Source organism: Nocardia africana NBRC 100379 (assembly GCF_001612635.1).
Lineage (GTDB): Bacteria > Actinomycetota > Actinomycetes > Mycobacteriales > Mycobacteriaceae > Nocardia > Nocardia africana.
On sequence record NZ_BDAV01000001.1, the window covers coordinates 243,091 to 265,950 of the forward strand.

The window sequence follows — 22,860 nt, forward strand, 5'->3', positions numbered from 1 at the left end:
CGCGCGCCACATGGGTATCGAAATTCCCACCGAACTGCAGTGGGTCGCGAAATATGTAGTCGGCGCCGGTGATTGGCCGAAGGGTGACGAGACCGCGATGCGGCGGCTCGCCCACGGCTGGGACCAGCTCGCCGACGCGCTGACCGAGATACAGACCGATGCGGGATCGGTCACCACGTCGGCCCTGGCCGCTGTCGACGGCAAGACGCACGAGGCGATCAAGGAATTCTGGGATCAGGTCGCGGGCGACAAAGGCCTGTGGCCGGGGCTGATCGAGGAGGTCAAGGGTCTCAGCAAGGACCTCGACGACACCGCCACCGATATCGAACATACGAAGTACGTCATCATCGCGACCTTGGTGATCTTCGCGATCCAGATGATCCAGGCGATCGCCACGGCATGTACGGGTATCGGGGCACCCGTCGCCGCGGCGGAGGAGGCTGCGGCGCAGGTCGCCGCGCGCCTGACCATTCGCCAGATCATCAAGTGGCTGATCCAGAAGATTTCCACCCGGGCGCTGGCCAAGGCCGCGATCATCGGTGTGGCCCAGGGCGCCGGTGTCGACGCGGGCGCCAGCCTGCTGCAGATGGCACAGGGCAAGCGCGGCGGCTTCACCGGCGAGGAAGTGAAAGGGCTGTTCGCCGAGAGTGTCTCGGGTGCTGTCGGTGGGGCCGTAGGCGCGAAGCTGGGCTCGGACGGTCTGGCCAAGGGTCTCGTCGACAAGGCCGGGTCGACCGCCGGTAAGTTCGCCGCGCGCACCGCCGCGGATGCCGTCGGAGGCGCGGCCGGATCGGTGGCGGGGACCGCGGCGAGCGTCCCGTTCGGCGGGAAATTCGAGGTCGACCCGACCACGCTTGCGACGTCGTCGGTCGCCGGGGCGGCCCAGGGTGCGCTCGGGCAGGTGCACGAGGGGCGAACCGCTCCCGCGAGCCACGAATCCGGAACGACGGAATCCGGTGAGGCGGGACGTTCCGATTCCGCTGCGGGACAGTCGCATTCGAGTGGCCCGCACGACAATGAGCCCGCACCGTCGCCGGCTCACGACAGCGCGCCGGCCGGGCCCGCACATACCGGCGACACCGGCGCACAACCATCTCCTCACACCTCGCAGCCCGCGCCCGCCGGCACCGAGACGGCCACGCCCACCACCGATTCGACGCCGGCCCCGGACCGAACCGCCCGGCCCAGCGACGGAAACGGTCTCCCCGAGCACACGGAACCCCCTGCGCCGCAACACGACACGCCGGCGACGGATGGGGCGTCGGCGCCGCACACCGCCGGCACGGAGAACGGCCCGTCCGGTCATCCGGCACCGGTGGAACATTCCGTTCCCGAACAAGCGGCCTCTCGCCCCGGGTCGAGCCTGAACTGGGACACCGACGCGCCGGCCCCGGCGGAAGCCGCCGGGACCACGCATCCGGGCGCTTCCGAGACCTCGCCGCCCTCCCACGACACACCGCCGGGCACCCAACCGGCGCCGGACCATGCCGCACCTCAGCATCCGGATGCGAGTTCGCCCCCGCACGATGCACCGGCGACGACCAGGCCGGGAACCGATCAACCGGGCGGCGCGCCGCATTCGGATCCGGCGACGCCGCCCTCCGCCGCGCACCCCGATTCCCCCACGGCAGCACCGGATCCGTCGCGACACCCGGACGCCGGAACGCCTGTCGGCCGACACGAGTCACCTTCACCGCAACCCGATCCGGCACACCCCACGGCCACGCCGCACGGCAGTTCGGTCGACCCGGCCGCAGCGCCGCACCCCGGCGGCGACCGGACGCCGACTCCGGCCGACGCCACCCCGGCGACCACACACGCCGCGACCGCCGACACCCCCGCGGCCACGACGCCGTCGGCGACTCCCTCGATGGGGTCGCTGGGATCTCTCGGCTCCGCCGGCGGTGAGGGGTCGCATCGACCGAACGCCCCGGCTCACACCCCAGCCCACACGGATACACCGCACTCCGACCCACGAACGGCAGCGCCGCACATCGGCCCCGAGACCGCGGCGCGCCCGGAGAATTCCCGTGTCCCGCGCGACAACGCGCGAACCGAGACTCCCTCGCCGAGCAGAACCGAGCCCGCACGTCCCGCGCCGTCCGCGCCGCGCGCCACGGGCCGCCCGGAGCCGGGTCGTCACACGCCCGGCTCGACCGCCGCCGACCACTCTCCGCGGCGACCGGAGCCGAGCCCACCGGCACGCACGCCGGAGCCGAGCCGCACACCGGCTCCGCATGACCGAAACGCGCACGCGCCGAACCGGAACACCGCTGAGCCGGCCGTCGAGCGACCGTCCGGCGCTGCCGCGAATCATTCGGATTCCCAGGCGCGCAACGGGACTCGGGACGCCTCATCCGCGCCTGCCGATCCGTCGATTCGTACCTCCGAACATCCCGGCGCCGCAGAGACCCCCGCCCGCGGAACCGGCGAGCAGCGCCCTACCGACGATTCGGTAAGCGCACACGACGACCGTTCCGATGCGGAAGCGGCCGAAACCCCGCGGACCGGCACCGACCGCAGCGCGGAAGGGGAACCGCCCGCAGCGCCGCCGCAGCCGCCTCCGCACCGCCCGGGTTTCGACCCCGCGGTGCACACATACGTCGCCCGGCACAACGACGGCCGGATGATCCACATGGATCCCTTCTACTCCGGCCGATATAACCCCCACATCGACCGCTATCAGCCGACGCCGGAAGAGATCTCGGCGGCCCGCGCCCACCCGCCCGGGGAAAGCCCGCACGATCTGGAAGTCCGCCGCTGGGAGGAACATCGCGCCCGGCGAACGGAAGACCCTGCCGCACAAGAGCATTCATTTTCTCGGCCGCGCGACGCCGCGACCGCTCACGACTCGTCCGCGGAAAGCGCCGCTCACCCCGAGCGCCCGGGCGAGCGCACTCCCACATCGAGCGACGGAACACCGCACGACCGGAACACGCCCCCGCACGGTCCCAGCGACACCCCCCACGATCGTCCCGCCGGCGCCCCCGAACGCCCAGCCCGCCCAACCGAACACCCGGAAACCCCGTCGCCGCGCCGCGAACCCGAACCGGCAACCCCACCCCGCTGGGCCCACCACGACCCGAACTTCCTCGCGAATTCGATGCGCCCACCGGAATGGATGCGGCGCAGCGCAACCCCGTCGCCCGGCACCCACCCGGCACCGCACCCCGAAGCACACCGCCCGAATCACCCACACCCGGACACCCCACAGCCGAACGGATCCCACCCGGAGACGCCCCGGCCGAATCATCGCCCCGGCGAGCCGGCACCGCGCCCGGAGGCAGGGCCACGAACCCACCCGGAGGGCACCACACCTCATCCGGAAACACCGCGCCCCTCGCGTCGGCCGGCCGACCCGTCACCGGCCCGCCCCGAGCCCGCCGCGCGGACACAACCCGAGCGACCGGGCCGGCCACATCCCGACCCGTCGGCCGGTCCCGGACGCCATCCGGTTCCGGGGCCCGATGCCCGCAACACGCCCCGACCGACGGGCGACAACAATCCATCGCAACCCACCGCTCATCCGGCCAGAGAGCAAGCGACGCACACAAACTCGAACCGGACGTCTTCGGGCCCACCGCACACTGGCCCCACCACCCAACACCCGGCGCCCCACCAAGCGCTGGGATCGCCGCCTGCTCAACATTCACACCCGGCCCCCGATCGCGGAAGTCGCACCGCTTGGCGACGCCTGTTGGGCACGCTGGGTATAGGTCGAAATACCCATGGCGCCTCACCGGGCTCACATGGTCCCGATACACCATCAGACACCGGCCCTCACAACGGTCCGAGTACCAACCAGCATCCTGGGCACCATGTCCCGGCTGATGGATGGTTTACGCAGCACGGTGGCGATCTGAATCACCCACTGGCTACGACGAGGATGATGGATCAGTACGTCGGCGAAGAGATTCCTGGACGTCGGTGGCCCACGGGAGTCTGGTATTACGATGATGTGGGTCGCCAGCAATTTCGCCTCAGAATCCACGAAGGACGGATTTACGATGCGCAGGGAAGACTTTTCGATACCAGGTCGGGTGTGAGCGTCTGGAACGGGCAGGGTAACGCCATCTTCGTTATGGATGAGCATGGAAATCTCTACGCTTCACTCTTTCAACAGCCCGGCGTGTTCCATCACTCCAGCTTTCTCGCTGGGGCGCCGGTCGCCGGTGCCGGAGAGTTGGTCGTCATAAACGGTGAACTCCAAATGATCACCGATAGCAGCGGCCACTATCGTCCCAGCCACGGTTACACGTTGCAGGTGGTCGACCGGTTGCGAGCGATGGGAGTTCAAATAACACGCGACCAGATCAGACTGACACCGGACGCATCGTAGAAGGGTTCTTATGAGCGAGATGTGGCGGTCCGTTGTGGACGCTATCGTCTACAACAGCGAGTACTACCCCGATCTCGGCCCTGATGCCGTGGACGGCACGGCGCGGGCGCTTCTTGTCCAACCCCTGTGGAATATGACTCCGCAGGAAGAATATGAAGCGATACAACATGCTGTTCAGACCCGCGGACCCATAACATCAATACCTACAGCACATAACGAAGCTGCGATACGAGACTTTTTAAGTCGCGTGTTGAGCCGACTGGACGAAATGAAGCCGTGGCCTGAACCACGGTTCCAGACCGTACCCATACTTCGCTGGCCGGAGTTTCTCAACGCCCCTCTTATCGCCATAATAAACGCACCCTTTCCTTATATTCAGGACAGAGTCGGGCAGGCATTCGGGCAGCCTCCGGGCGAACGCCGGTACTACCTTCTGATGAAACTCGGGTCCGGAGTCGAGATCGGCCTGATCTGGCCTCACAACGATGATCAAACGAGAACCGCTTTGGTAGCGCTCGATCCGCGATCGCCGACCGAAATCATCGAGGAACTCCTCGATGCAACAACTCTGCCACCGGAGATAATTACCCCCCTCCAGCCCTCCGGGTCCGGTACTCACCCTGCAGAAAAACCACGGTTCGAGACCACTCCGTTGCTACCGGAGTTCCACGGCGAAAACCTCCCCGGAAATACCATCTGGCCAGGAAAACAGGTGCGCTATCTGACCGATCAGGAACGGGCATCCTATCGAATCGCGTTCGAAAAAGGCCTGGCTTACGACAGTAATATGCAACCCCTGGATACCAGGGGGAGCGCTACGCTCTGGACCCCCCAAGGTGGTCGAGCGATATTTGTCATGGATGCTTTCGGGAATCTCTACTGGTCACCATGGCATATCCTCGGGCAATTCCATCACTCCAGCCTCCTTGCAGGCGCACCCGTGGCAGGTGCCGGAGAGATCGGCGCAGTAGAAGGCAGGATATTCTTGATATCCGACAAGAGCACACATTACCGCCCGAAACAACGGTTCACCTGGCAAGTTGCAGAGTCTCTACGCAGCCGAGGAGTACCCTTTACAGATTCTCAATTAGAGATTCACTCCGACCGATAAGTCCCAGCCGTCAACCGCGTTGCATCTCGCCGAAAACGCCGTCGATCCGCCGGTTTTTACAGCGGGGCACTCGCTATCAGATCGTGGAAGTCGTGCCCAATCCGGTCGGCGACCGCTACACCGGAGTCAGATACCTGATACGCGCGAGAGTTCTGCCGCCCGAGGGGGCCGTTCGGTCGTAGTAGATATCCGAGCCCGAAGGTGACACATGCAGCCGAATTCCGAGTTCATCCCGTCGTCCCCTCCGGTGGTGGCCCCCTCCCGCCGCCGCCCGACCTGTCACCAGGTTACGATCGCTGGTCGCGCCGTCCGATCGCCTACCAAACATGACGCAGAACCCCGAAATTTCCCGACTCGAAGAATGACCGAATACTCGGGGAATCGACCAGACAAACCCTCGTACACGGGACCCACCACAGTGAACTCCTGGGACGACACCAGCTACAACTGGGGCCCCCTCCCGCCGCCGGGAACGCCCGAGTATCCGGAACCGAAGCCGCAGCGCAATCCGCTCGAAGGGCGATACGAGCCATGGACTCGTAAGCCCTTGTTCTACTGGCCGATCCTGATCCGCGGTGAGTTCGTCGGTCACATCTGGGCGTCGCAGCACCACAACTCCGCCGGCCTGGTTCGCATCTCGAGTCGTGACGAGTTCTCTTGGATGGATGTCTGGCGGGAGCGGCTCGACGCCGCGTGCAAGCAGGGATTACGTCCCGTCGATGCTGTACAGCGCTGGGTCGGTGCGCCCGAAGACCCCATCGGCGGCTACATCCCCGCCGACGCACCTGTCCTCGACGCGCCGAACCTCGACACTCTTTACCAGCGCACCAACCCGGGCGGGCCTGCGGCGCCGGGACCCCTCATTCAGGACGGCGAATTCCCCGACGGCACACCGGTGAACCGCGCGCAGGGCTGGGGACCACTCGTCTCTACTCCCGCTGCCACCTACCCCTCGACCACCGACTCACCGATTCGGTATCTGCCGATTACCAAGGGCGGCAACCTTATTGCCTACCTGTGGGCGTCGACCACCAACGACGCGGCCGGCTACCTGCCCCGCGCGGCAGCCGGCAGAACCGCACAAATCGCCGCCGGCCTGTGGAAACTTCGCATTACCGAGGGCTACGAACAGAACGTTCCACCGCTCGAAATCCTCGACAGATGTCGCGCCTTCCCCGAAGACCACATGTCGGGCATGATCCAGCCCAACGCGCCGGACGCTGAGCTTCCCACACTGCAACAGCTCGCAAATCTCGCACAGCAGTAGCGGTGACAGGTGTGACGTGCGAACTCGGCGACAAGATCGAGTCCAGATGACTCAGCAGTTCTGGTCGCCGAGCCGTATGTGGCGCGAGGTCGCATCGGCGCATACCCCTCGCCTCGGGCGGAGCCGAAAGTGGTGGGCCGACGGACGGATGATGTCCGAAGGGGAAATGATCGCCGGCAACCCTTGCGGAGTCTTCCGGAAATGGCATGCCAACCGCCGTCTGGCGGAAGAAGATCATTTCGACGACAACGGGGACAACGATCTGGGACCGACCGACCCGGCCGTGGCGGACGGAAGCCTGCCGGTTCAGACCAGCCAGCTCTTGCGGCGGTAATAGGCGTCGTCCTCGTCTTCGTCGTCGATCGGGGCGACGGCCTGGTTGGCTTTGCGGGCGGCGGCGGCACGGGCTATCGCTTCGCGTTGCTCGCGGGCCTCTTCTTCCTGGCGCTCGCGTTCCTCGGCTTCGGCGGCGGCCAGGCGTTCGGCTTCGGCGATGCCTCTATCGATATCGGCGGCGAGATGCGCTCCGTCGGCGACGAGTCGGCGTTGAGCTTCCTCGTAATCCTCGTTGTGGTTGCGCAGCCAGCGGTTGTGTTCGTACATCACCTCTTCGAGGTGGCGGGCGAGGTCCATCTCATTGCTCCCGGGTGCTCAGCGGCGACGACTCAGAGTGGGCCGGCCTCGGCCAGTTCCGCACCCGAACTGTTGGGATCGGGCGGCGGCGCCTGCGGCGGAACGGCCGATGGCTTGTGATCGGTCTCGGAGTCCCGGCGGGGCGGCGGGGGTGAAGTCGGCGGGACGACCGGATTGGCTTGGCTACCTCCGTTGTCGCTCGATTGACCACCTCCGGTCGGCGGCTGTTGGCCGGTCGGCTTCGGCGGCGAAGTGGCCTGATCATCGTTGCCGGGCTTGCCGACACCGCTGTCCTGCTTATGGTCGGCGCCATCAGGCTTGTGGCCCTCACCGGGTTCCTGCTCCCCGGGTTGCTGACCGGCACCCGCTGGCGAGTCGGCCGGCTGCCCCGCGTCCCCGCCCTCACCCGGCTTCTTCTCCTCGGTATTGATCACCGGGTTACCGTGCTCATCCAGCTTCATGCTGTAGGTCTTCTCGTCGCCCGAACTGTCGGACATCACGACCTTCAGCTCACCGTTCGGGCCCATCTCGAACTTCAGATGCCTTCCGGCGATATCGAATTCGGCATTCGGTTTACCGTCCGCGGACCCCTTCGCGTCGTGCGGCTGCAGCAGCGACTGCACTTGCTGCAGGGCGCCGTCGAACCCTTGCTGGATCGCAGTGGACAACGCCGTCGCCCCTTGGGTCAGCGACTGCCCGAGCGTGCTGACCACCGGAGAGAGCTGGGATGCGACCTGACTGATCTGCGCGAGTCCGTCGAGTCCGGAGGTGATCGTCGGCGAGACCGACGATGGAACGGTATTCCCCGGTGTCGATTGATTACCGGGAACCGAATTCGCCGGAGCCGGACCCGGATTGGCGGGCGCCGGCCCAGGATTGCCCGGAGAAGGCCCTGGATTGCCCGGAGAAGGCCCCGGGTTGCTCGGCTGGGGAGTACCTGCCGGCATCGGGTACGCCGATACGTCGAGCCTGTCGAGGGTATCCGATATGCCGCCGTAGAGTTGCTCGATCGTTTGTTTCGTTTTCGCACACAGGGCATCGAAAGATTGGACGGTTTCGTCCACTCCGTGGACGAAAACCGTTCGAAGCCAGTCCGAGGCGGTGGGCCCGTATTCCTCGGCAAGCGGCCTGGACACCGCTGGGGCATAAGTACCGGGGTTCTTGTACTCGGCCGCCACCATGATCATCCAGTCGATTTTCTGACGACCGGCGGAACCATCGAAATCCGGACCGTCTTCCCTCCAGTACTTCTTTACCGCTTCCGCCTTGCCCAAGATCGCATTCCGCAACGAAGCGGGCGCAAACGCCAAACCCAGTGCCGCCGCCTTGACCTGGTCGTAGTCCGTCTGCGCACGCCGGACCTGCTGATCGAGCAAAGCATGGGCTTCATCGCCCGCAGTGCCTTGCCAGATGGATGGCAAGGCGCCTAGCTGCGTCTTCTGGAGTTCCAGTTCGGTGTTGGCCTCGCCGACCACACGGCTGAGATCCTGCGCGACACCGTCCAGGGCGGCAAGATCCATGCCCCGCTCGGTATCGTATTTGGCACACAAGGATTCGTAGGACGGCATGTCGGCTCGGCCGAATCCGAGAAGCTTGTTGACCCGCGCGTACCGGGGCAGATATTCCTGGAAGAACATAAGGCCGGTGCAACCTTCGTCCAGGATCTTATCCGCCGAAGCGTCGGTAGAAATGTTGAGAGTCACCAGGATTCACCACCACGGGCGCACTGCGCTCGACATCGGGACCACATCACACGCGCGCCGCGGCGGGCGTTGTCGGGTTCAAGTTCACACCCGTCGCATTGAACTTCTCGACGTTGGAGTCATCGACCGTCGAGTAGGTGTTCGCGCTGGTACTCATCGTCTCCCCCATCTTCGCGATCGCCGTTTGCCAATTCTTCAGCCAGGTGGTCAGGTGTCCCAGCGAGTGGTTGATCTTGACGCCGTCGGCAGTGTAGGCACGGCCGGCCTGCGGTCCTCCGAAGGTGTGCGAAGTCAACTCCGTGGTCTTGTTATCGAGTACGCCTGCGGAGCCCTTGAGATTCGTCGCCATCCGCTGAAGCGATACGACGTCCACCTTGACGTGGCCATCCGAAGCCATCGTTAGCTCCCCTCCCTCGCTGACCTGCGGCCGATGCCCCAGTCTTCCCGTACTCTCTTGGACGCACACGGACAGCGACCGGTTCCATGACGAACCGACGATCGCGCCCGGACGCACACCCGGTGAATCTACTTGCCGGGCGGGCGGTCGAAAACCGAAGCCTCGCCGCTCACTTGCCCATCTTGCCCTTGTCCACCTGGACCCACTCGGTGCGGCCGTCGGGATAGTGGTGGAATTCCCAGGCGGAGTAGTCGCCGCCGTCGTCGACGATGCTGACGTGGTCGGCGTAGCCGTCGTGGTCCATATCGGACCAGACTTCCATCGAGTGGTCGCTGTGGAAGGTTTCGGTGTCCAGGATGCCGTCGGCGTCGATGTCCTGGGACGGGTGGTTCAGCTCCACGGCGCCGATGCCGCCGAGGTCCGAGTGCGCGTCGACTTCCGGCAGGTCCAGGCCCGGCAGATCGCCCGAATGGATCATGTATGTGCTCCTCGAGGGACGTGCGGGAATTTGTTCCATCCTGGCATCCGGAAGCGGTACCGCGCATCCCCGGCCCGGCATGTTGTGGATAACTGACCGGCGCCGAGGTCGGCCGCGGGTTTGCCTGTGGATAACTACTGTCCTGTCGCGCCCGTTACTGCTTCGGGATGATGAGCCACAGCACCAGGTAGACGATGAACTGCGGGCCGGGCAGCAGGCAGGAGAGGACGAACAGCAGGCGAATCAGGTTGGCGTTCCAGCCGAAGTATTCGGCGAGGCCACCGCAGACGCCGCCGATCCACTTGTCGGAGTTCGATCGGGTGAGGCGGCGGGTGGGGGCGGTCATGACGCTCTCCTCCTGTCACGGTCGTGCGTGGTGATTCCACTGTGCTGTGTGCGCACCCCCGCGCGCATCGGGCGCGAGACCCATCCCGACCCTGATTTCCCCAGCCCGGACTCAGGGTGATACCCCGAACCCGGCAGACTCGTGAGTGTGAGTACGACTCTGCATGCGCACGGCCTGTCGGCGGGGCACGGAGACCGGGTGCTGTTCGAGGACCTGGATCTGGTGCTGGCGCCCGGCGATGTGATCGGCCTGGTGGGGGTGAACGGAGCGGGCAAGTCGACGCTGTTGCGGATGCTGGCCGCCCGCACGCCGCAGACGGGCAGGATCACGCTGAGCCCGCCCGATGCGACCATCGGCTACCTGGCGCAGGAACCGGAACGCCTGGCCGAGGAGACGGTGGCCCAATTCCTGGCCCGCCGGACCGGAGTGGCGGAGGCGCAGCGGGCGATGGACGCCGCGGCGGAACGGCTGGCGACCGACGATGCTGCCGCCGAGGACTATTCGGCCGCCCTGGAACGCTGGCTCGCATTGGGCGGTGCCGACCTGGAGCCGCGAGCCGCCGAGGTGGCCGCCGAACTGGGACTCACCGAGAGTTTGCCGCAGGGCCTCGACACGCCCATGACCGTGCTGTCGGGTGGGCAGGCGGCCCGCGCCGGACTGGCCTCGGTCCTGTTGTCGCGCTTCGACATTCTGCTGTTGGACGAGCCTACGAACGATCTCGACCTGGAGGGCCTTGCCCGGCTGGAGAACTTCGTGACCGGGGTGCGGACACCGTTGATGGTGATCAGTCATGATCGGGAGTTCCTGGCGCGCACCGTGAACCGGATCGTCGAACTCGATCTGGCCCAGCAGCAGGTCGGCAGTTACGACGGCGGCTACGACTCGTATCTTGCCGAACGCGAGATCGCCCGCCGGCACGCGCGTGAGGCCTACGAGGAGTACGCCGACACCAAGGCCGGGCTGGAAGCGCGACAAGTGATGCAACGGAACTGGCTCGAACACGGGGTGCGCAATGCACGCCGCAAGACTCGCGATCCGCGAAAGGTGGACTCCGACAAGGCCGGTCGCAAGATGCGGGCCGAATCCACCGAGAAGCAGGCCTCGAAGGTGCGCCAGACCCAGCGCCGCATCGAACGGCTCGAGGTCGTGGAGGAGCCGCGCAAGGAGTGGGAGCTGCGGATGTCGATCGCCTCCGCACCGCGCAGCGGCTCCGTGGTGGCGACGCTCTCCGATGCCGTCGTCTCGCGCGGTGAGTTCGCACTCGGTCCGGTCACCACGCAGGTCGACTGGGGTGATCGGATCGTCCTGACCGGTCCCAACGGTTCGGGCAAATCCACGCTGCTGGCGTTGCTGCTGGGCAAGGTGACGCCGGATGCCGGGACCGCCTCGCTGGGGTCGGGGGTCGCGATCGGCGAGGTCGATCAGGTGCGTGGCCTGTTCCGTGGAACAGCCTCGCTCGCCGACACCTTCGGCGCCGAGGTACCCGACTGGCCGGAGGCGGAGATCCGCACGCTCCTGGCCAAATTCGGGCTGCGCGGCCCGCACGTGCTGCGCGCCAACGACACCCTGTCGCCGGGTGAGCGCACGCGCGCCGCGCTGGCGCTGCTGCAGGCGCGCGGGGTCAATCTGCTCGTACTCGACGAGCCGACCAACCATTTGGATCTACCCGCGATCGAACAGTTGGAGCAGGCCGTCGACTCGTTCGACGGCACGCTGCTGCTGGTCACCCACGATCGCCGCATGCTCGATACCGTGCGGGCGACCCGGCGCTGGCACATGGCCGCCGGACAACTCACCGAAGACCGTTGAACCAGAACCTGCTCGGCGTTGCGATCGCGATGCCGCACGCGGCCGCCCAGGAGATCCGCATGGAACAGATACAGCTCGGTGTGGACACCCGGATCACCCTCCTGATCGCCGGCCTTCTCTTCGTCTGGGCACTGTTGCTGGGCGTGTGGAAGTACCACGGGATGCGGACCTCACCGGAGGGGCACGCACACCCCTACGTCGATATCGCGCATCGGGCGGCCCTGATGTACAGCTTCGCCGCGCTGCTGCTGGCGGTCTTCGTGGAACTGTCGGACTGGCCGACCGCGGTGAATCTCGTTGCGGCGCTGGTTGTTCTCGGCTTCTTCGCCGGCGCCATCGGCTCGTACTGCCTGCACGGGTTGCGGCGGGATACGACGAACCAATTCCGCGGCGCCGTCGGGCTGCCGCTGCGATCGGCCATGTACGCGTTGATCGTCTGCGAGATCGGTGGCTTCCTCGTGCCGTTCACCGGGTTCGTGCACGCCCGGTTCTGACTCCTCGACGCGGTTCAGCCGGCGGCGATGCCGGTGATCAGCGTGCGGCCCGATTCCGCTCGGGTGCTGATGATCTGGGTGAACGCATGCGGCTGCTCGTCCGGCTTCTGCTGGGTGAGGCGGACTTCCCACTGCCCCTCCTCGCCGGTGCGGGTGATCTGCACGCAGTAGCGGGTGCCGACCGGCACCTGGTTGATACCGCGCTGAATCTGGTCGGCCGGCGGCACCGACGAGTCATCGGCGACGACGGCGCGCGCGGCATACCCCGAACGCTGGACGTAGTACGCCCGCTCGAAAGCCAGGATGGCGTCCGGGCCGCTCGCGGTGCCTCCCGGGTCGGTACCGGAGACCACTTCCGCGGTGCGCTGCTGCTCGCAGCCGTCGGTGGCGATCGTCGAGGGCGCCGCCGTGGTGGTCGAGGACGGCGGCGGGGTTGTGCTCGCCGAGGTGGGCACCGGCACCGCCGCGACCATCGGCGGTCTCGTCGCGGCCGGCTGCGACCGCTTCCCGGTGTGGATGACGGTCAGCACCACCGAGACGACGACGATGCCGACACCGATCAAAGTAAGTGCGGCCAGCAGCTTTTCACCACGCCGATGATCGCGGCGCGGCCCGGCCTGGCGTGGACGCGGACGTCGCAGCGCGGGACCGGGGTTACCGCCCGAGCGGTCGACGATGTGCGGAACCAGCGTCGACTTGTCGACCAGGTCGGGATCGGTCAGCGGCCCTCCGACCGGGATGCGCCGCGGTTCCGGTTCCAGCTCGGGCTCGGGTTCGGGCGTCGTCCGCTGTGCCGGTTCGAGCCACTGTTCCCACTCCCCCGACGGATAGGCCGCAGGCTCCGGTCCGGGCCGCGCCGGCGGCACGGCCACGGCGCCACGATAGGCCGCCGCGGCCGGCCGGTTCGGGTTCCGCCGGCCCGGCCGCCGCTTGCGGCCTTGCTTACCGACGGGAGTCCGGACCATCGGCAGGCCGAGGTCGAACGGATTGTCCTGCTGCGGGTCCGGCTCAGACCGTGTCATCGCCGAAGTCGCCGATCACGGCGGCGGGAACGGTTGTCTCGGCCGCCGGCACGGTGACACCGAGCTGACCGTCGCGAGGTTTGTGGTCCTGTCCACTACCGGCCGGCGGGGGCAAGGCCATACCTCCGGCCACCCCGCCCGGATGCGCCGGCTCCGGAGCCGGCGCGGGTGCGGGTGCGGGTGCCGGTGGTTTCGGCATCGGTGCCGGGTCCGCCGGCAGTGCAAGGATGGACGACGGTGAGGGCGGTGGCGGATCGGATTTGTCGGCCGGGGTCTTGTCGGCCGGCACCTTGTCGGGCGCCGGAGCGCCCGGAATGATCGAATCCGGACCGGTCGTTCCGGGGGTCGCCTTGCCGGGGCCGAAGTCGAACAGCTTCGCCGAATTTCCGGACGTGCCAGCCGGATTGGTCTTGTCGCCGCCGGCGTGGTCCGGGTTGATCAGCTGCGGTATCGCCTGGTCGACCGAGGAGGCCACCGTGTCGATGGTGTGTGTGCCGACCTCGGCGATCTTGTCGATCAGGTGGGTACCGATATCCACGCCGGCATTGATGGCCGAGGTGCCGACCTGCACACCGGCCTGCACGAGCAGCTGCTGCAGTTGCAGCTGCGCGAGCTGAGCCGGATCGATCGGCTGCTGTCCGGGCGCCACACCGTATTGTGCTGGGGCCGTGCCGTATTGGCCCGGAATCGCGCCGTAGGCACTGGGCAGCACCGTACCGGATGTATCTCCCCACGACTGCGAGGAATTCAGTCCGGCAGGCGTGGTGACCGTGAGCGGACCCATCTCGTCCAATCGGCGCGAGTGATCGTCCATTTCGGTGCGTGCGGCGGTGACGGTGGTGATCGCGTCGCGCAGCGCCTGGGTGGCCCGGTTGATCACCGCATCGGTATCCGGCGCGGCGGTCGCGTTGCCGAGGATGGTTCGAGCGTCGCGCCGGAAATCGGCGATGATCCGGTCCATCCGGCCGGCCGCCCGCGCACTGGTCGCGTGGGCGTCGGCCAGGACACCCAGGTAGGCCGGGCCCCGGTCGGAGATGTCACCGATCTGAGTCTGGGTGGTGCGCAAGGCCGGTACCGCCGCGTCGGAGCCCGGACCCGTCCACGTGGATTCCAGCGCGTGGACGCCGTCGCGGTGTGGTCCCTCGGTGTCGGCGGCCTGTGTGGACGCGCTGGACAGAGCGCCGGTGATGGTCGCAGCAGGCGTCGCGACACCGGTGCCCAGTGCGGCTCGCAGGTCCAGCAGGGGCCGGACCAGGGTCGCGACGATCGGCGGATCCACGGACGGATCGGATGTCGTTGTGGGCGTGGTGGTGTCGTTGCGCGCGGCGTTGGGCCGGCGGCGCAATGCGGTCGGGCGCCTCATGAACGCGACTCCGTCCGGGTGATCGCGATGGCCGAATCCTCGTCGGTGCCCTGGACACCAGCGGTATAGGTGTGCAGCCCACGCCCGTAGGCCGAGACCAGTTTGCCGGCGGTGGACAGCGCCTGCGCGTGTTCGGAGACGGCGGCCGCGAATTTGGCGGCGAAGTCCGCTCCCACCAGCCCCAGGTCGGTGGCCAGCTGCTGCGGGTCGACCGCGCCGGCCGTCACGGACGCCGCCGAAGCCAGCTGTTGGGAAACGGTATTCGCGATGGCCGTATAGGCCGCCATCGCCGCGGGATCGACCCGCATCACCGCATCCGGAGCGGATGCGGTGGCGGTCGGCGGCGCCGAATTCGCGGAGTCGTCGAGCGTCGGAGACTTGTCAAGCTTCAGCGGGTCCACTGTTCCCCCTCACGGAATCAAGCTTCGCTGTCGCGTCATGATCTGCGTCCAACCATACTTCCCGGAGCCGACAGTTGCGCCCCGATCTCCGGGACCGTCGGCGCGCCGACGACCTTCCCAGGCCCCCTCCGGAATCCGCCGCCGATCACCGACACTTGCGATGACCAGCCGATATTCGGACGATGATGCGCGAGTGCGGCGATCGCGGCCGCAGCGCCCACCGCTCGACAAGGCCTATACAGCCGCACCCCTACGCGGCGTACGCACCCCGTTCATCGCGCCGCGCGACGCGCTCCCGGCGCTCAGACCGCGGCGACACACTTGGCGAGATCGTCGGCGAGTTGTTTGGCGCGATAGGAATCGGTTGCCTCGACCATGACCCGGATCAGCTGTTCGGTCCCGCTCGGGCGCAACAGGACTCGGCCGTTGTCACCGAGGACGCGCTCGGCCTCGGCCACCGCCTCGCGAACCTCCGGCGCGGCCGCGACCGCGGCTTTGTCGGCGACCGGGACGTTCACCAGCACCTGCGGCACGGTCGTCATGACGCTCGCCAGATCGGCCAGACCACGCCCGGTTTCCACCATCCGTGCCATCAGTTTCAGACCTGTCAGCAGTCCGTCGCCCGTCGTGCCGTATCGCGGGAAGACCAGATGTCCGGACTGCTCGCCGCCCAGGCTGTAGCCACCGCGGCGCAACTCCTCCAGCACGTAGCGATCGCCGACCGCCGTGGTGCGCACGGTGATTCCGGCATCGCGCAGTGCAATGTGCAGACCCAGATTGCTCATCACGGTCGCCACCAGGGTGTCCTGTACCAGCTCGCCCGATTCGTGCATCGCCAGGGCGAGAATCGCCATGATCGCGTCGCCGTCGACCACGGCGCCGGAGGCATCGACGGCGAGGCAGCGGTCGGCGTCGCCGTCGTGGGCCAGGCCCAGGTCGGCGCCGTGCTCGAGCACCGCACGCCGAATGTTCTCGAGATGTGTGGATCCGCACCGTTCGTTGATATTGAGCCCGTTCGGCTCGGCGTTGATCGCGACCACGCGCGCGCCCGCCTCGCGGTACGCGGCCGGGCCGACATCGGAGGCCGCGCCGTGCGCGCAGTCGACGACCACGGTGACGCCGGACAGATCGCGGCCGGTGGCCTCCACCAGATGTTCGACGTAGCGCTCATGGGTGCCGGCCAGGCTGTAGTGGTCCTCGACATGACCGTCGACGCCGGAGAGGCTGAGCACCCGGCCGATGCCCGCACCGGTCGGACGCACGAAGCCCTTCGCGCGGACCAGTTCCTCGATCTTGTCCTCGATGCCGTCGTCGAGTTTGTGACCGCCCGCTGCGAAGATCTTGATGCCGTTGTCGGGCATGGCGTTGTGCGAGGCGGAGATCATGACGCCCAGGCAGGCGTCGTAGGCGGCGGTCAGATACGCGACCGCCGGGGTCGGCAGGACACCGACCGAGAGCACACTCATTCCGGCGGCGGTCAGACCGGCGGTCACGGCGGCCTCCAGCATCTCGCCGCTGGCGCGTGGATCGCGGCCGACCACCGCCACCGCGCGCGATCTGCCCCGGCCCAGCACCTGTGCCGCGGCCGCCGAAATCTGCAGTGCCAGTTCCGGACTCAGCGAGTCGTTGGCAAGGCCGCGGACTCCGTCGGTACCGAACAAACGCCCCATCTATCTCGCCCCTCGAGTTGAATTGCGGTGAGCGCGGAGACCCTGCGTCGGACGCAGGCTGCCCGCCCCGGCCTACCGTCGATCGATACAGCACGAGAGCAGGCGCCCGGGATTGGACGCCTGCTCTCGTACGGGGTCGCGTCGGCCGTGCTCCCACCGGCACACCGTGCGGGTGCGAGTGGGAGCGGCCGCGCGCTGCAAGATCAGCGCTTCGAGTACTGCGGAGCCTTGCGGGCCTTCTTGAGGCCGTACTTCTTACGCTCGGTGGCACGCGGGTCACGCGTCAGGAAGCCGGCCCGCTTGAGGGCGGGACGGTCGTCCGGGGTGACCTCGATCAGCGCGCGGGCGATGGCGAGACGCAGCGCGCCGGCCTGACCCGACGGGCCGCCGCCGACCAGGCGGGCGTGCACATCGAAGGTTTCGGTGCGCTCGACGGTGACCAGCGGGGACTTCACCAGCTGCTGGTGCACCTTGTTCGGGAAGTAGTCCTCGATGGTGCGGCCGTTGAGCACGAACTGGCCGGAACCCGGGACCAGGCGAACCCGGACCACGGCCTCCTTGCGGCGGCCGACGGTCTGCACCGGGCGGTCGATCACGACCGGCGCGGCGAAGCCCTCGGACTCGGTGTACTCGGCGTCGTAGCCGGCACCCTCGTCGACGACCTCCGCGGGGGCGTCCTCGACGTATTCCTCGTTGAATTCCTCAGGAGCGGTCACTGGGCCACCTGCTTGATCTCGAACGGAACGGGCTGCTGGGCCGCGTGCGGATGCGACGGGCCGCCGTAGACCTTCAACTTGCGCGCGATCTGGTTGCCCAGCTTGTTCTTCGGGATCATGCCCTTGACGGCACGCTCCACGACGCGCTCCGGCCGGGTGTCGAGCAGCTGCCCGACAGACCGGGACTTCAGGCCACCGGGGTGCCCGGAGTGGGTGTAGAGGAGCTTGTCCTCGCGCTTGTTGCCGGAAACGGCAACCTTGTCGGCATTGATGATGATGACGAAGTCGCCACCATCGACGTTGGGGGCGTAGGTCGGCTTGTTCTTGCCACGCAGCAGATTCGCTGCCTGCACGGCAAGGCGGCCGAGCACTACGTCAGTGGCGTCGATGACGTACCACTGCCGGGTCACGTCACCCGCCTTCGGGCTGTACGTAGGCACAGTGCTTCCCTGTCTGTCGTTGATGTTCTGCCAGCCAGGCGAACGGTCGAGTGATCCCGGCGGCCGGTGGAGACCCGGGGCTCGTGGGACGGCACGGACGAATCCGCGACGTACCGCACGCCGAACGACGACGATACCAGGACCGGATCGGGGTCCCGAAATCGCCTCTTCACTCGTCAGATGTGAATCGGCGGGCCCGAGTCGAACGCACCCGGGACGGTCGGAACCACGTAGTGCAGATTGTCGACCGCCAGATGCGCACAGGGATGGTCGGCGACCGTCCGCATATCCGGTCCCGGGCGCTCGACGGCGTTCGGCGTGACCGAACAGGCCGGGCTGGGCTCGGGCGCGCGTGCCACCTTGTCCACGGCCGGCCAGGAGCCGAAGTCGGATTCCGCGCCGGTCCCGGCCCGCGATCGCGCGTCGAGGGCCGCCGCGCCGCCGGTACGCGCGCCGGAGGCCCCGGGCATCGCCGCCGAGATGTGGTCGGGAAGCGGCCGCGCCATGTGATTCGGTTCACCGTCGGCGTGGATCGCGAGCGCCGCCAGCGCCACCGCCCCGACGATCGTCGGCGCGCCGAACAGATTGTCCTTGACCTTGCTCCACAGCTTGCCCTTGTGGGCGTGTTCCTCGTGGTCGGGTGGTTCCCCGGCCGATGACCGACCACCGGTTTCGGTGGTCCGCTGATCATCGACCGGGCCGGCCGGGGGGCGGGTGAACCTGCTTTCCAGCCGGCCGGCCTCCCGGGTCAACCGGGTGGTCGGCTCACCGGCCGGCAGAGGCAGCGGGCCCGATATGGGCCCGGCATCGCGCGCCGCGTGCCGGCCCTGGGCGAGCCCCTGCGGATTCGGTGGCTCCGGACGATGCTGCGGTTCGGCGGGCGGGCGCGCGGGGTCGGGCAATCCCGCGTCCTGCCACGCGTGCCGGCCCGCGTTCTCGGCCCGGGAATCGGCTTGCGGCACACCGCGATTCGGGCCGGGCTGATTCGACGCCGCCTGCATCGGACCGGGTCGGGGCGGACCCGGCTGATTCGGCACAGCCGGATTCGGCGCTGGAACCGGACCCTGCTCCGCCTCGGCGTATTCGCTGTCGGTGACCAGCAGATGCGCCGCGCCCAGCACCAGGGCGTGCATCGGATGATCGGCCACCCGCAGCCGGTTGCCCAGATGATTCTGGAACGCCAGCCGCAACGCGTCGTTGAAACACACGTTGCCGGTGAGCAGCACCGTCGAGGTGTCGGCGCCGATCGAGCGGGCCGCGGCCATCACCTCGATGACGACGTTGTCCGCCGAATGCGCGTCCCGCATCGAATCCGGCGTGATCGGGACCCCGACCGATTCGGTGGGCTGCTCGTCGTCCCCGTCGACGGCCACCACCAGGCAGACCCGGCCGTCGGAGTAGACGCCGGTCGCGCCGACACCGCGGCGGCCGTGCGCGGGCGGCTGCACCAGGCCCAGGGCCCGCACGTAACCGGACAGCGCCACGGATTCGGGCAGCGGGTCGGTGACGACATCCATCTGCTCGACCAGACGGCAGTACTCCTCGACCTTCCCGTCGGCCCAGTCGTCCGGGAACGGCAACGCCACCACGTCGGGCTTGCCGCGCAACCGGGTGCCGATCGCGGCGAGCGGGTTGTAGAGCCGGGCACGGAACACCAACTCCGCCGGCCAGGTCGCCCCGGCGATGCGGATCTGCTGATGCCCGAGGATGTCGCGCACGTCGGAGACCGCGATGCCCAGATCGGGCCGCTGCCGGTCCACGCCCGCGGTGTGCAGCCGTCCGGACTTGTCCGCCAGCAAATACGCAGGCGGCGTATATGTGCCTTCCACCTGGACCGGGCGGATCGGTATCCCACCGCCACCGGCGGCCACGGACACCACATCCCATCCGAGATGTATCGCCCCAACTCGAGCCGTCACATGCATAAGTGTGCCTGCTGTCGCGTCGGCACGCTCGGGGCAGGCCCGATTAGTGCGGACATTCCCTGTCGATGCTCGTCCGCGGCCCCGTTCACGCGGCCGACTTCTTCAGCCGCAGACGCCACCATGTCAGCGTGGACAGCGCCGCGGTGAGCACGATCAACATGCCGGCGTCGAGGAACCAGAAACCGGGTTTGTGCTGCCAGATCGCATCGGGCTGGGCGTTGACGAACAGGGTGCGCAGATCGATGGTCGAGGCGCCGCCGGCGAATCCCCAGCGCGACGGGAAGACATACGAAAGCTGTTCCAGCACCACGCGATCGGTCACCGGAATCATGCCTCCGGCCATCACCAGCTGACACATGATCATGACCACCAGCAACGGCATGACCTGTTCGTTCGACTTGGCCACGGTCGACAACAACAATCCGACGACCACACATGTCACCGCGGTCAGCGCGATATCGACATAGAGCTCCACACTGCCGGACGGGATGAGCGCCCCCGTCCCGGGAGGGTTCTTCCCGGCCAGCACGATGGCCACCAGCACCGCGGACTGCAGCAGTGCCGCGACACCGAAAACCATCACCTTCGCCAGCAGATACGCCGAGGGCAGCAGGCCGACGGCGCGCTCCCGCAGGAAGATCGGGCGTTCCCCGACCAGGTCGCGGACGGTCAGCGTCGACCCCATGAAGCATGCGCCCAGGATGAGAACGACCAGCAGCTGCTGAGATTCACTTCCCCCGGTGAGTTGCGGATGCAATTGGCCGTCCGGCCCGAGGATCGGTGGGGCGGCGGCGAAACCGTTCTTCCCCGGCACGACCAGGCACAGCACACCCAGCACGAACGGCAGGACCACGAGGAAGGCCAGGTAGCCGCGGTCGGCCAGGATCAGCCGGACCTGCCGTCGCGACAGTGTCGACAGTTGTTTCCAGCCACTGGATTTCGGTGGCTGTCCCATCACACCGCGCGGCACCGCCGGCGGTGGCGGTGGCAGCGCCGCCTGCCGGGACCGGTAGTTCGCGAAGGCGCGATCGGGTTCGGCGGCGACCCGCGCGAAGATCTCCGCCCAATCGCTGGTCCCGAGAAAGTCGCCGACCCCGGCCGGATGTCCGCAGAACGCGGTCTTGCCACCGGGCGCCAGCAGCAACACCTGATCGCACATGTCCAGGCAGGCCACCGAGTGCGTGACCACGATGACGGTGCGCCCGGCGTCGGCGAGCTCGCGCAGCATGGTCATGACCTGCCGGTCCAGCGCCGGGTCCAGACCGGAGGTGGGTTCGTCGAGCAACAGCAGGGCCGGACCGGTCAGCAGTTCCAGCGCGACGGAAGCGCGCTTGCGCTGACCGCCGGAGAGCCGGTCGACGCGAGTATCGGCATGTTCGGTCAGCGACAGTTCCTTCAGCACACCGTCGATGACCTGCTGCCGGTCGGCCTTCGAGGAGTCCGGCGGCAGCCGCAGTTCGGCGGCGAATCCGAGCGCCTGGCGCACGGTGAGCTGGCGGTGCAGCACATCGTCCTGCGGGACCATGCCGATCCGACTCCGCATGGCCTCGTATTCGGCGTGCAGGTTACGGCCCTCGAAGGTGACCACACCGGCCGACGGATGTGTCGTTCCGGCAATGAGTTTCGACAGCGTCGACTTACCGGCGCCCGAGGGTCCGATGAGCGCGGTCAGGGTGCCGCGGCCGGCCTGCATGTTGACGTCCACGAGCAGCTGTTTGTTGCCCTCGACGACGAAGCCGACGCCGTGCACGCTCAATCCCTGCTCGGTGACCGGCTTCTTGCGGTGCTTCAACGTGCCTTCCTGCACGACGAAGTCCACGTTGCCGATGGTGACGATATCGCGTTCGCGCAGCGCGACCCGCTGCTCGCGGCGGCCGTTGACGAAGGTGCCGTTGGCCGAGCCGACATCCTCGAGGACGAGGCCCTCGCCGCTCTTGATCAGGCGGGCGTGCCGGCGCGAGGCCAGCGGATCGTTGACGACGATCTGGTTGTCGCTGGTGCGGCCGATGGTCAGGCCGCCGGCCGGAATGCGGTCGGCCCGTGCGATCGGCGCGGTCGAGGCCCGCGCGCGCACCGGCGGCAGTGCCGAAGTGTCGGCCTTGGTGGTCATATTGACGTTCGGCACACCGCCCGAACCGTGAGCCGCCGGAATCGGTTGGGACGGGCGTTGATTCGGCCCTTGTGCGGGCCGCGACGGCGGCTGGGGCGCGGGCGGGCGGCGCAACTGCCCGGATTGCGGTGTGGGATGGGGCGATTGCCGGCGCTGTTGCTGCCCGCCACCGTGCTGTCCCCCACCGTGCTGACCCCCGCCACGCTGACCACCCTCGTGCTGCCCCCCGCCTCGTGGACCGGCGTCCCGGGTGGGCGGATTCGGCGCACGGCCCGGCGACTGCGCCCGGGTGGGCGGCGCGGGCGGCCGGAATTGCGCCTCCGGCAGCAGATGAACCAGCGGCCCCGTGATCGCGTCACCCAGCCGGACCAGCATCGGCCGATCCACCGGAACGGGACGCGTGATCCGCTGGGCGTCCACGAAAACCCCGTTGGTACTGCCGTTGTCGGAGAGCACCCAGGCGCCCCCCTGCCAGCCAAGTGTCGCGTGCACACGAGAGACCAGCGGACTGTCGACGAACACCGTCACCTCGGGCGCGCGGCCCAGGGTCACCTGCTGAGTGTTTTCGAAGATCCGATCGGTTCCCTCATGGCGCACGGTGATCTTCTGCGCCCCCGGTAATGACATGAGCCGGAT

General features: G+C 67.7%; 19 protein-coding genes. 6 read left to right on the top strand and 13 right to left on the bottom strand.

Annotation, left to right across the window (positions count from 1 at the left end):
• Nucleotides 1–10 precede the first annotated feature (10 nt).
• The 4 genes from NA3_RS01210 (at nt 11) to NA3_RS36595 (ending at nt 7,051) form a co-directional block, all read left to right on the top strand.
• A complete protein-coding gene (locus NA3_RS01210; protein ID WP_062961714.1) occupies nt 11–4,339 on the top strand; it encodes a WXG100-like domain-containing protein in 4,329 nt (1,442 codons plus the stop codon).
• A 10-nt stretch (nt 4,340–4,349) separates the two neighbouring features.
• Nucleotides 4,350–5,450 carry an IQM protein middle domain-containing protein gene (locus NA3_RS36590; RefSeq protein WP_128145082.1) on the top strand — a complete coding sequence of 367 codons (1,101 nt, stop codon included), beginning with the start codon at nt 4,350–4,352 and terminating at the stop codon, nt 5,448–5,450.
• Between the two features lie 418 nt (nt 5,451–5,868).
• Nucleotides 5,869–6,717: a hypothetical protein gene (locus tag NA3_RS01215; protein WP_062961715.1), complete on the top strand. Its 849-nt coding sequence runs from the start codon at nt 5,869–5,871 to the stop codon at nt 6,715–6,717.
• Between the two features lie 46 nt (nt 6,718–6,763).
• Nucleotides 6,764–7,051: a toxin-antitoxin system YwqK family antitoxin gene (locus NA3_RS36595; protein WP_128145081.1), complete on the top strand. Its 288-nt coding sequence runs from the start codon at nt 6,764–6,766 to the stop codon at nt 7,049–7,051.
• On the opposite strand, the gene NA3_RS01225 is transcribed toward NA3_RS36595, so the two are convergent.
• The 5 genes from NA3_RS01225 to NA3_RS01245 all read right to left on the bottom strand — a co-directional run bounded on the left by NA3_RS01225 (nt 7,024) and on the right by NA3_RS01245 (nt 10,274).
• On the bottom strand, nt 7,024–7,350 hold the full coding sequence (locus NA3_RS01225) for a hypothetical protein (protein WP_062961717.1): 327 nt from the start codon (nt 7,348–7,350) through the stop codon (nt 7,024–7,026). The genes NA3_RS36595 and NA3_RS01225 overlap by 28 nt on opposite strands.
• Before the next feature lie 32 nt (nt 7,351–7,382).
• Nucleotides 7,383–9,053: a WXG100 family type VII secretion target gene (locus NA3_RS01230; protein ID WP_128145080.1), complete on the bottom strand. Its 1,671-nt coding sequence runs from the start codon at nt 9,051–9,053 to the stop codon at nt 7,383–7,385.
• Between the two features lie 46 nt (nt 9,054–9,099).
• Nucleotides 9,100–9,450: a hypothetical protein gene (locus NA3_RS01235; RefSeq protein WP_062961719.1), complete on the bottom strand. Its 351-nt coding sequence runs from the start codon at nt 9,448–9,450 to the stop codon at nt 9,100–9,102.
• 169 nt (nt 9,451–9,619) lie between these two features.
• Nucleotides 9,620–9,928, bottom strand: coding sequence for a DUF6802 family protein (locus tag NA3_RS01240; RefSeq protein ID WP_030513482.1), 309 nt, complete (start codon nt 9,926–9,928; stop codon nt 9,620–9,622).
• A 154-nt stretch (nt 9,929–10,082) separates the two neighbouring features.
• Nucleotides 10,083–10,274, bottom strand: coding sequence for a PspC domain-containing protein (locus NA3_RS01245; RefSeq protein WP_062961720.1), 192 nt, complete (start codon nt 10,272–10,274; stop codon nt 10,083–10,085).
• 147 nt (nt 10,275–10,421) lie between these two features.
• Between NA3_RS01245 and NA3_RS01250 the strand changes: the two genes are divergently transcribed.
• Nucleotides 10,422–12,083 (top strand): ABC-F family ATP-binding cassette domain-containing protein, encoded by a 1,662-nt coding sequence (locus NA3_RS01250; RefSeq protein ID WP_062961811.1) that lies wholly within the window; start codon nt 10,422–10,424, stop codon nt 12,081–12,083.
• Between the two features lie 59 nt (nt 12,084–12,142).
• Nucleotides 12,143–12,577: a hypothetical protein gene (locus NA3_RS01255; RefSeq protein ID WP_062961812.1), complete on the top strand. Its 435-nt coding sequence runs from the start codon at nt 12,143–12,145 to the stop codon at nt 12,575–12,577.
• Nucleotides 12,578–12,591: 14 nt separating this feature from the next.
• On the opposite strand, the gene NA3_RS01260 is transcribed toward NA3_RS01255, so the two are convergent.
• The 8 genes from NA3_RS01260 to NA3_RS01295 form a co-directional block, all read right to left on the bottom strand.
• Nucleotides 12,592–13,599, bottom strand: coding sequence for a DUF8176 domain-containing protein (locus NA3_RS01260; protein ID WP_062961721.1), 1,008 nt, complete (start codon nt 13,597–13,599; stop codon nt 12,592–12,594).
• Nucleotides 13,586–14,962, bottom strand: coding sequence for a hypothetical protein (locus tag NA3_RS01265; RefSeq protein ID WP_062961722.1), 1,377 nt, complete (start codon nt 14,960–14,962; stop codon nt 13,586–13,588). The genes NA3_RS01260 and NA3_RS01265 overlap by 14 nt, the downstream gene beginning before the upstream one ends.
• Nucleotides 14,959–15,363, bottom strand: a complete 405-nt coding sequence (locus NA3_RS01270; RefSeq protein ID WP_227995377.1) for a hypothetical protein — start codon at nt 15,361–15,363, stop codon at nt 14,959–14,961. The genes NA3_RS01265 and NA3_RS01270 overlap by 4 nt, the downstream gene beginning before the upstream one ends.
• Nucleotides 15,364–15,665: 302 nt before the next feature.
• Nucleotides 15,666–17,033, bottom strand: coding sequence for a phosphoglucosamine mutase (gene glmM / locus NA3_RS01275; protein ID WP_062961723.1), 1,368 nt, complete (start codon nt 17,031–17,033; stop codon nt 15,666–15,668).
• A 203-nt stretch (nt 17,034–17,236) separates the two neighbouring features.
• Nucleotides 17,237–17,749: a 30S ribosomal protein S9 gene (rpsI, locus tag NA3_RS01280; protein WP_062961724.1), complete on the bottom strand. Its 513-nt coding sequence runs from the start codon at nt 17,747–17,749 to the stop codon at nt 17,237–17,239.
• On the bottom strand, nt 17,746–18,189 hold the full coding sequence (gene rplM, locus NA3_RS01285; protein ID WP_030513473.1) for a 50S ribosomal protein L13: 444 nt from the start codon (nt 18,187–18,189) through the stop codon (nt 17,746–17,748). Before rplM ends, rpsI begins: the two co-directional genes overlap by 4 nt.
• A gap of 176 nt (nt 18,190–18,365) precedes the next feature.
• Nucleotides 18,366–20,114 carry a hypothetical protein gene (locus NA3_RS38380; RefSeq protein WP_062961725.1) on the bottom strand — a complete coding sequence of 583 codons (1,749 nt, stop codon included), beginning with the start codon at nt 20,112–20,114 and terminating at the stop codon, nt 18,366–18,368.
• 85 nt (nt 20,115–20,199) lie between these two features.
• Nucleotides 20,200–22,851 carry an FHA domain-containing protein gene (locus NA3_RS01295; protein ID WP_062961726.1) on the bottom strand — a complete coding sequence of 884 codons (2,652 nt, stop codon included), beginning with the start codon at nt 22,849–22,851 and terminating at the stop codon, nt 20,200–20,202.
• Nucleotides 22,852–22,860 lie beyond the last annotated feature (9 nt).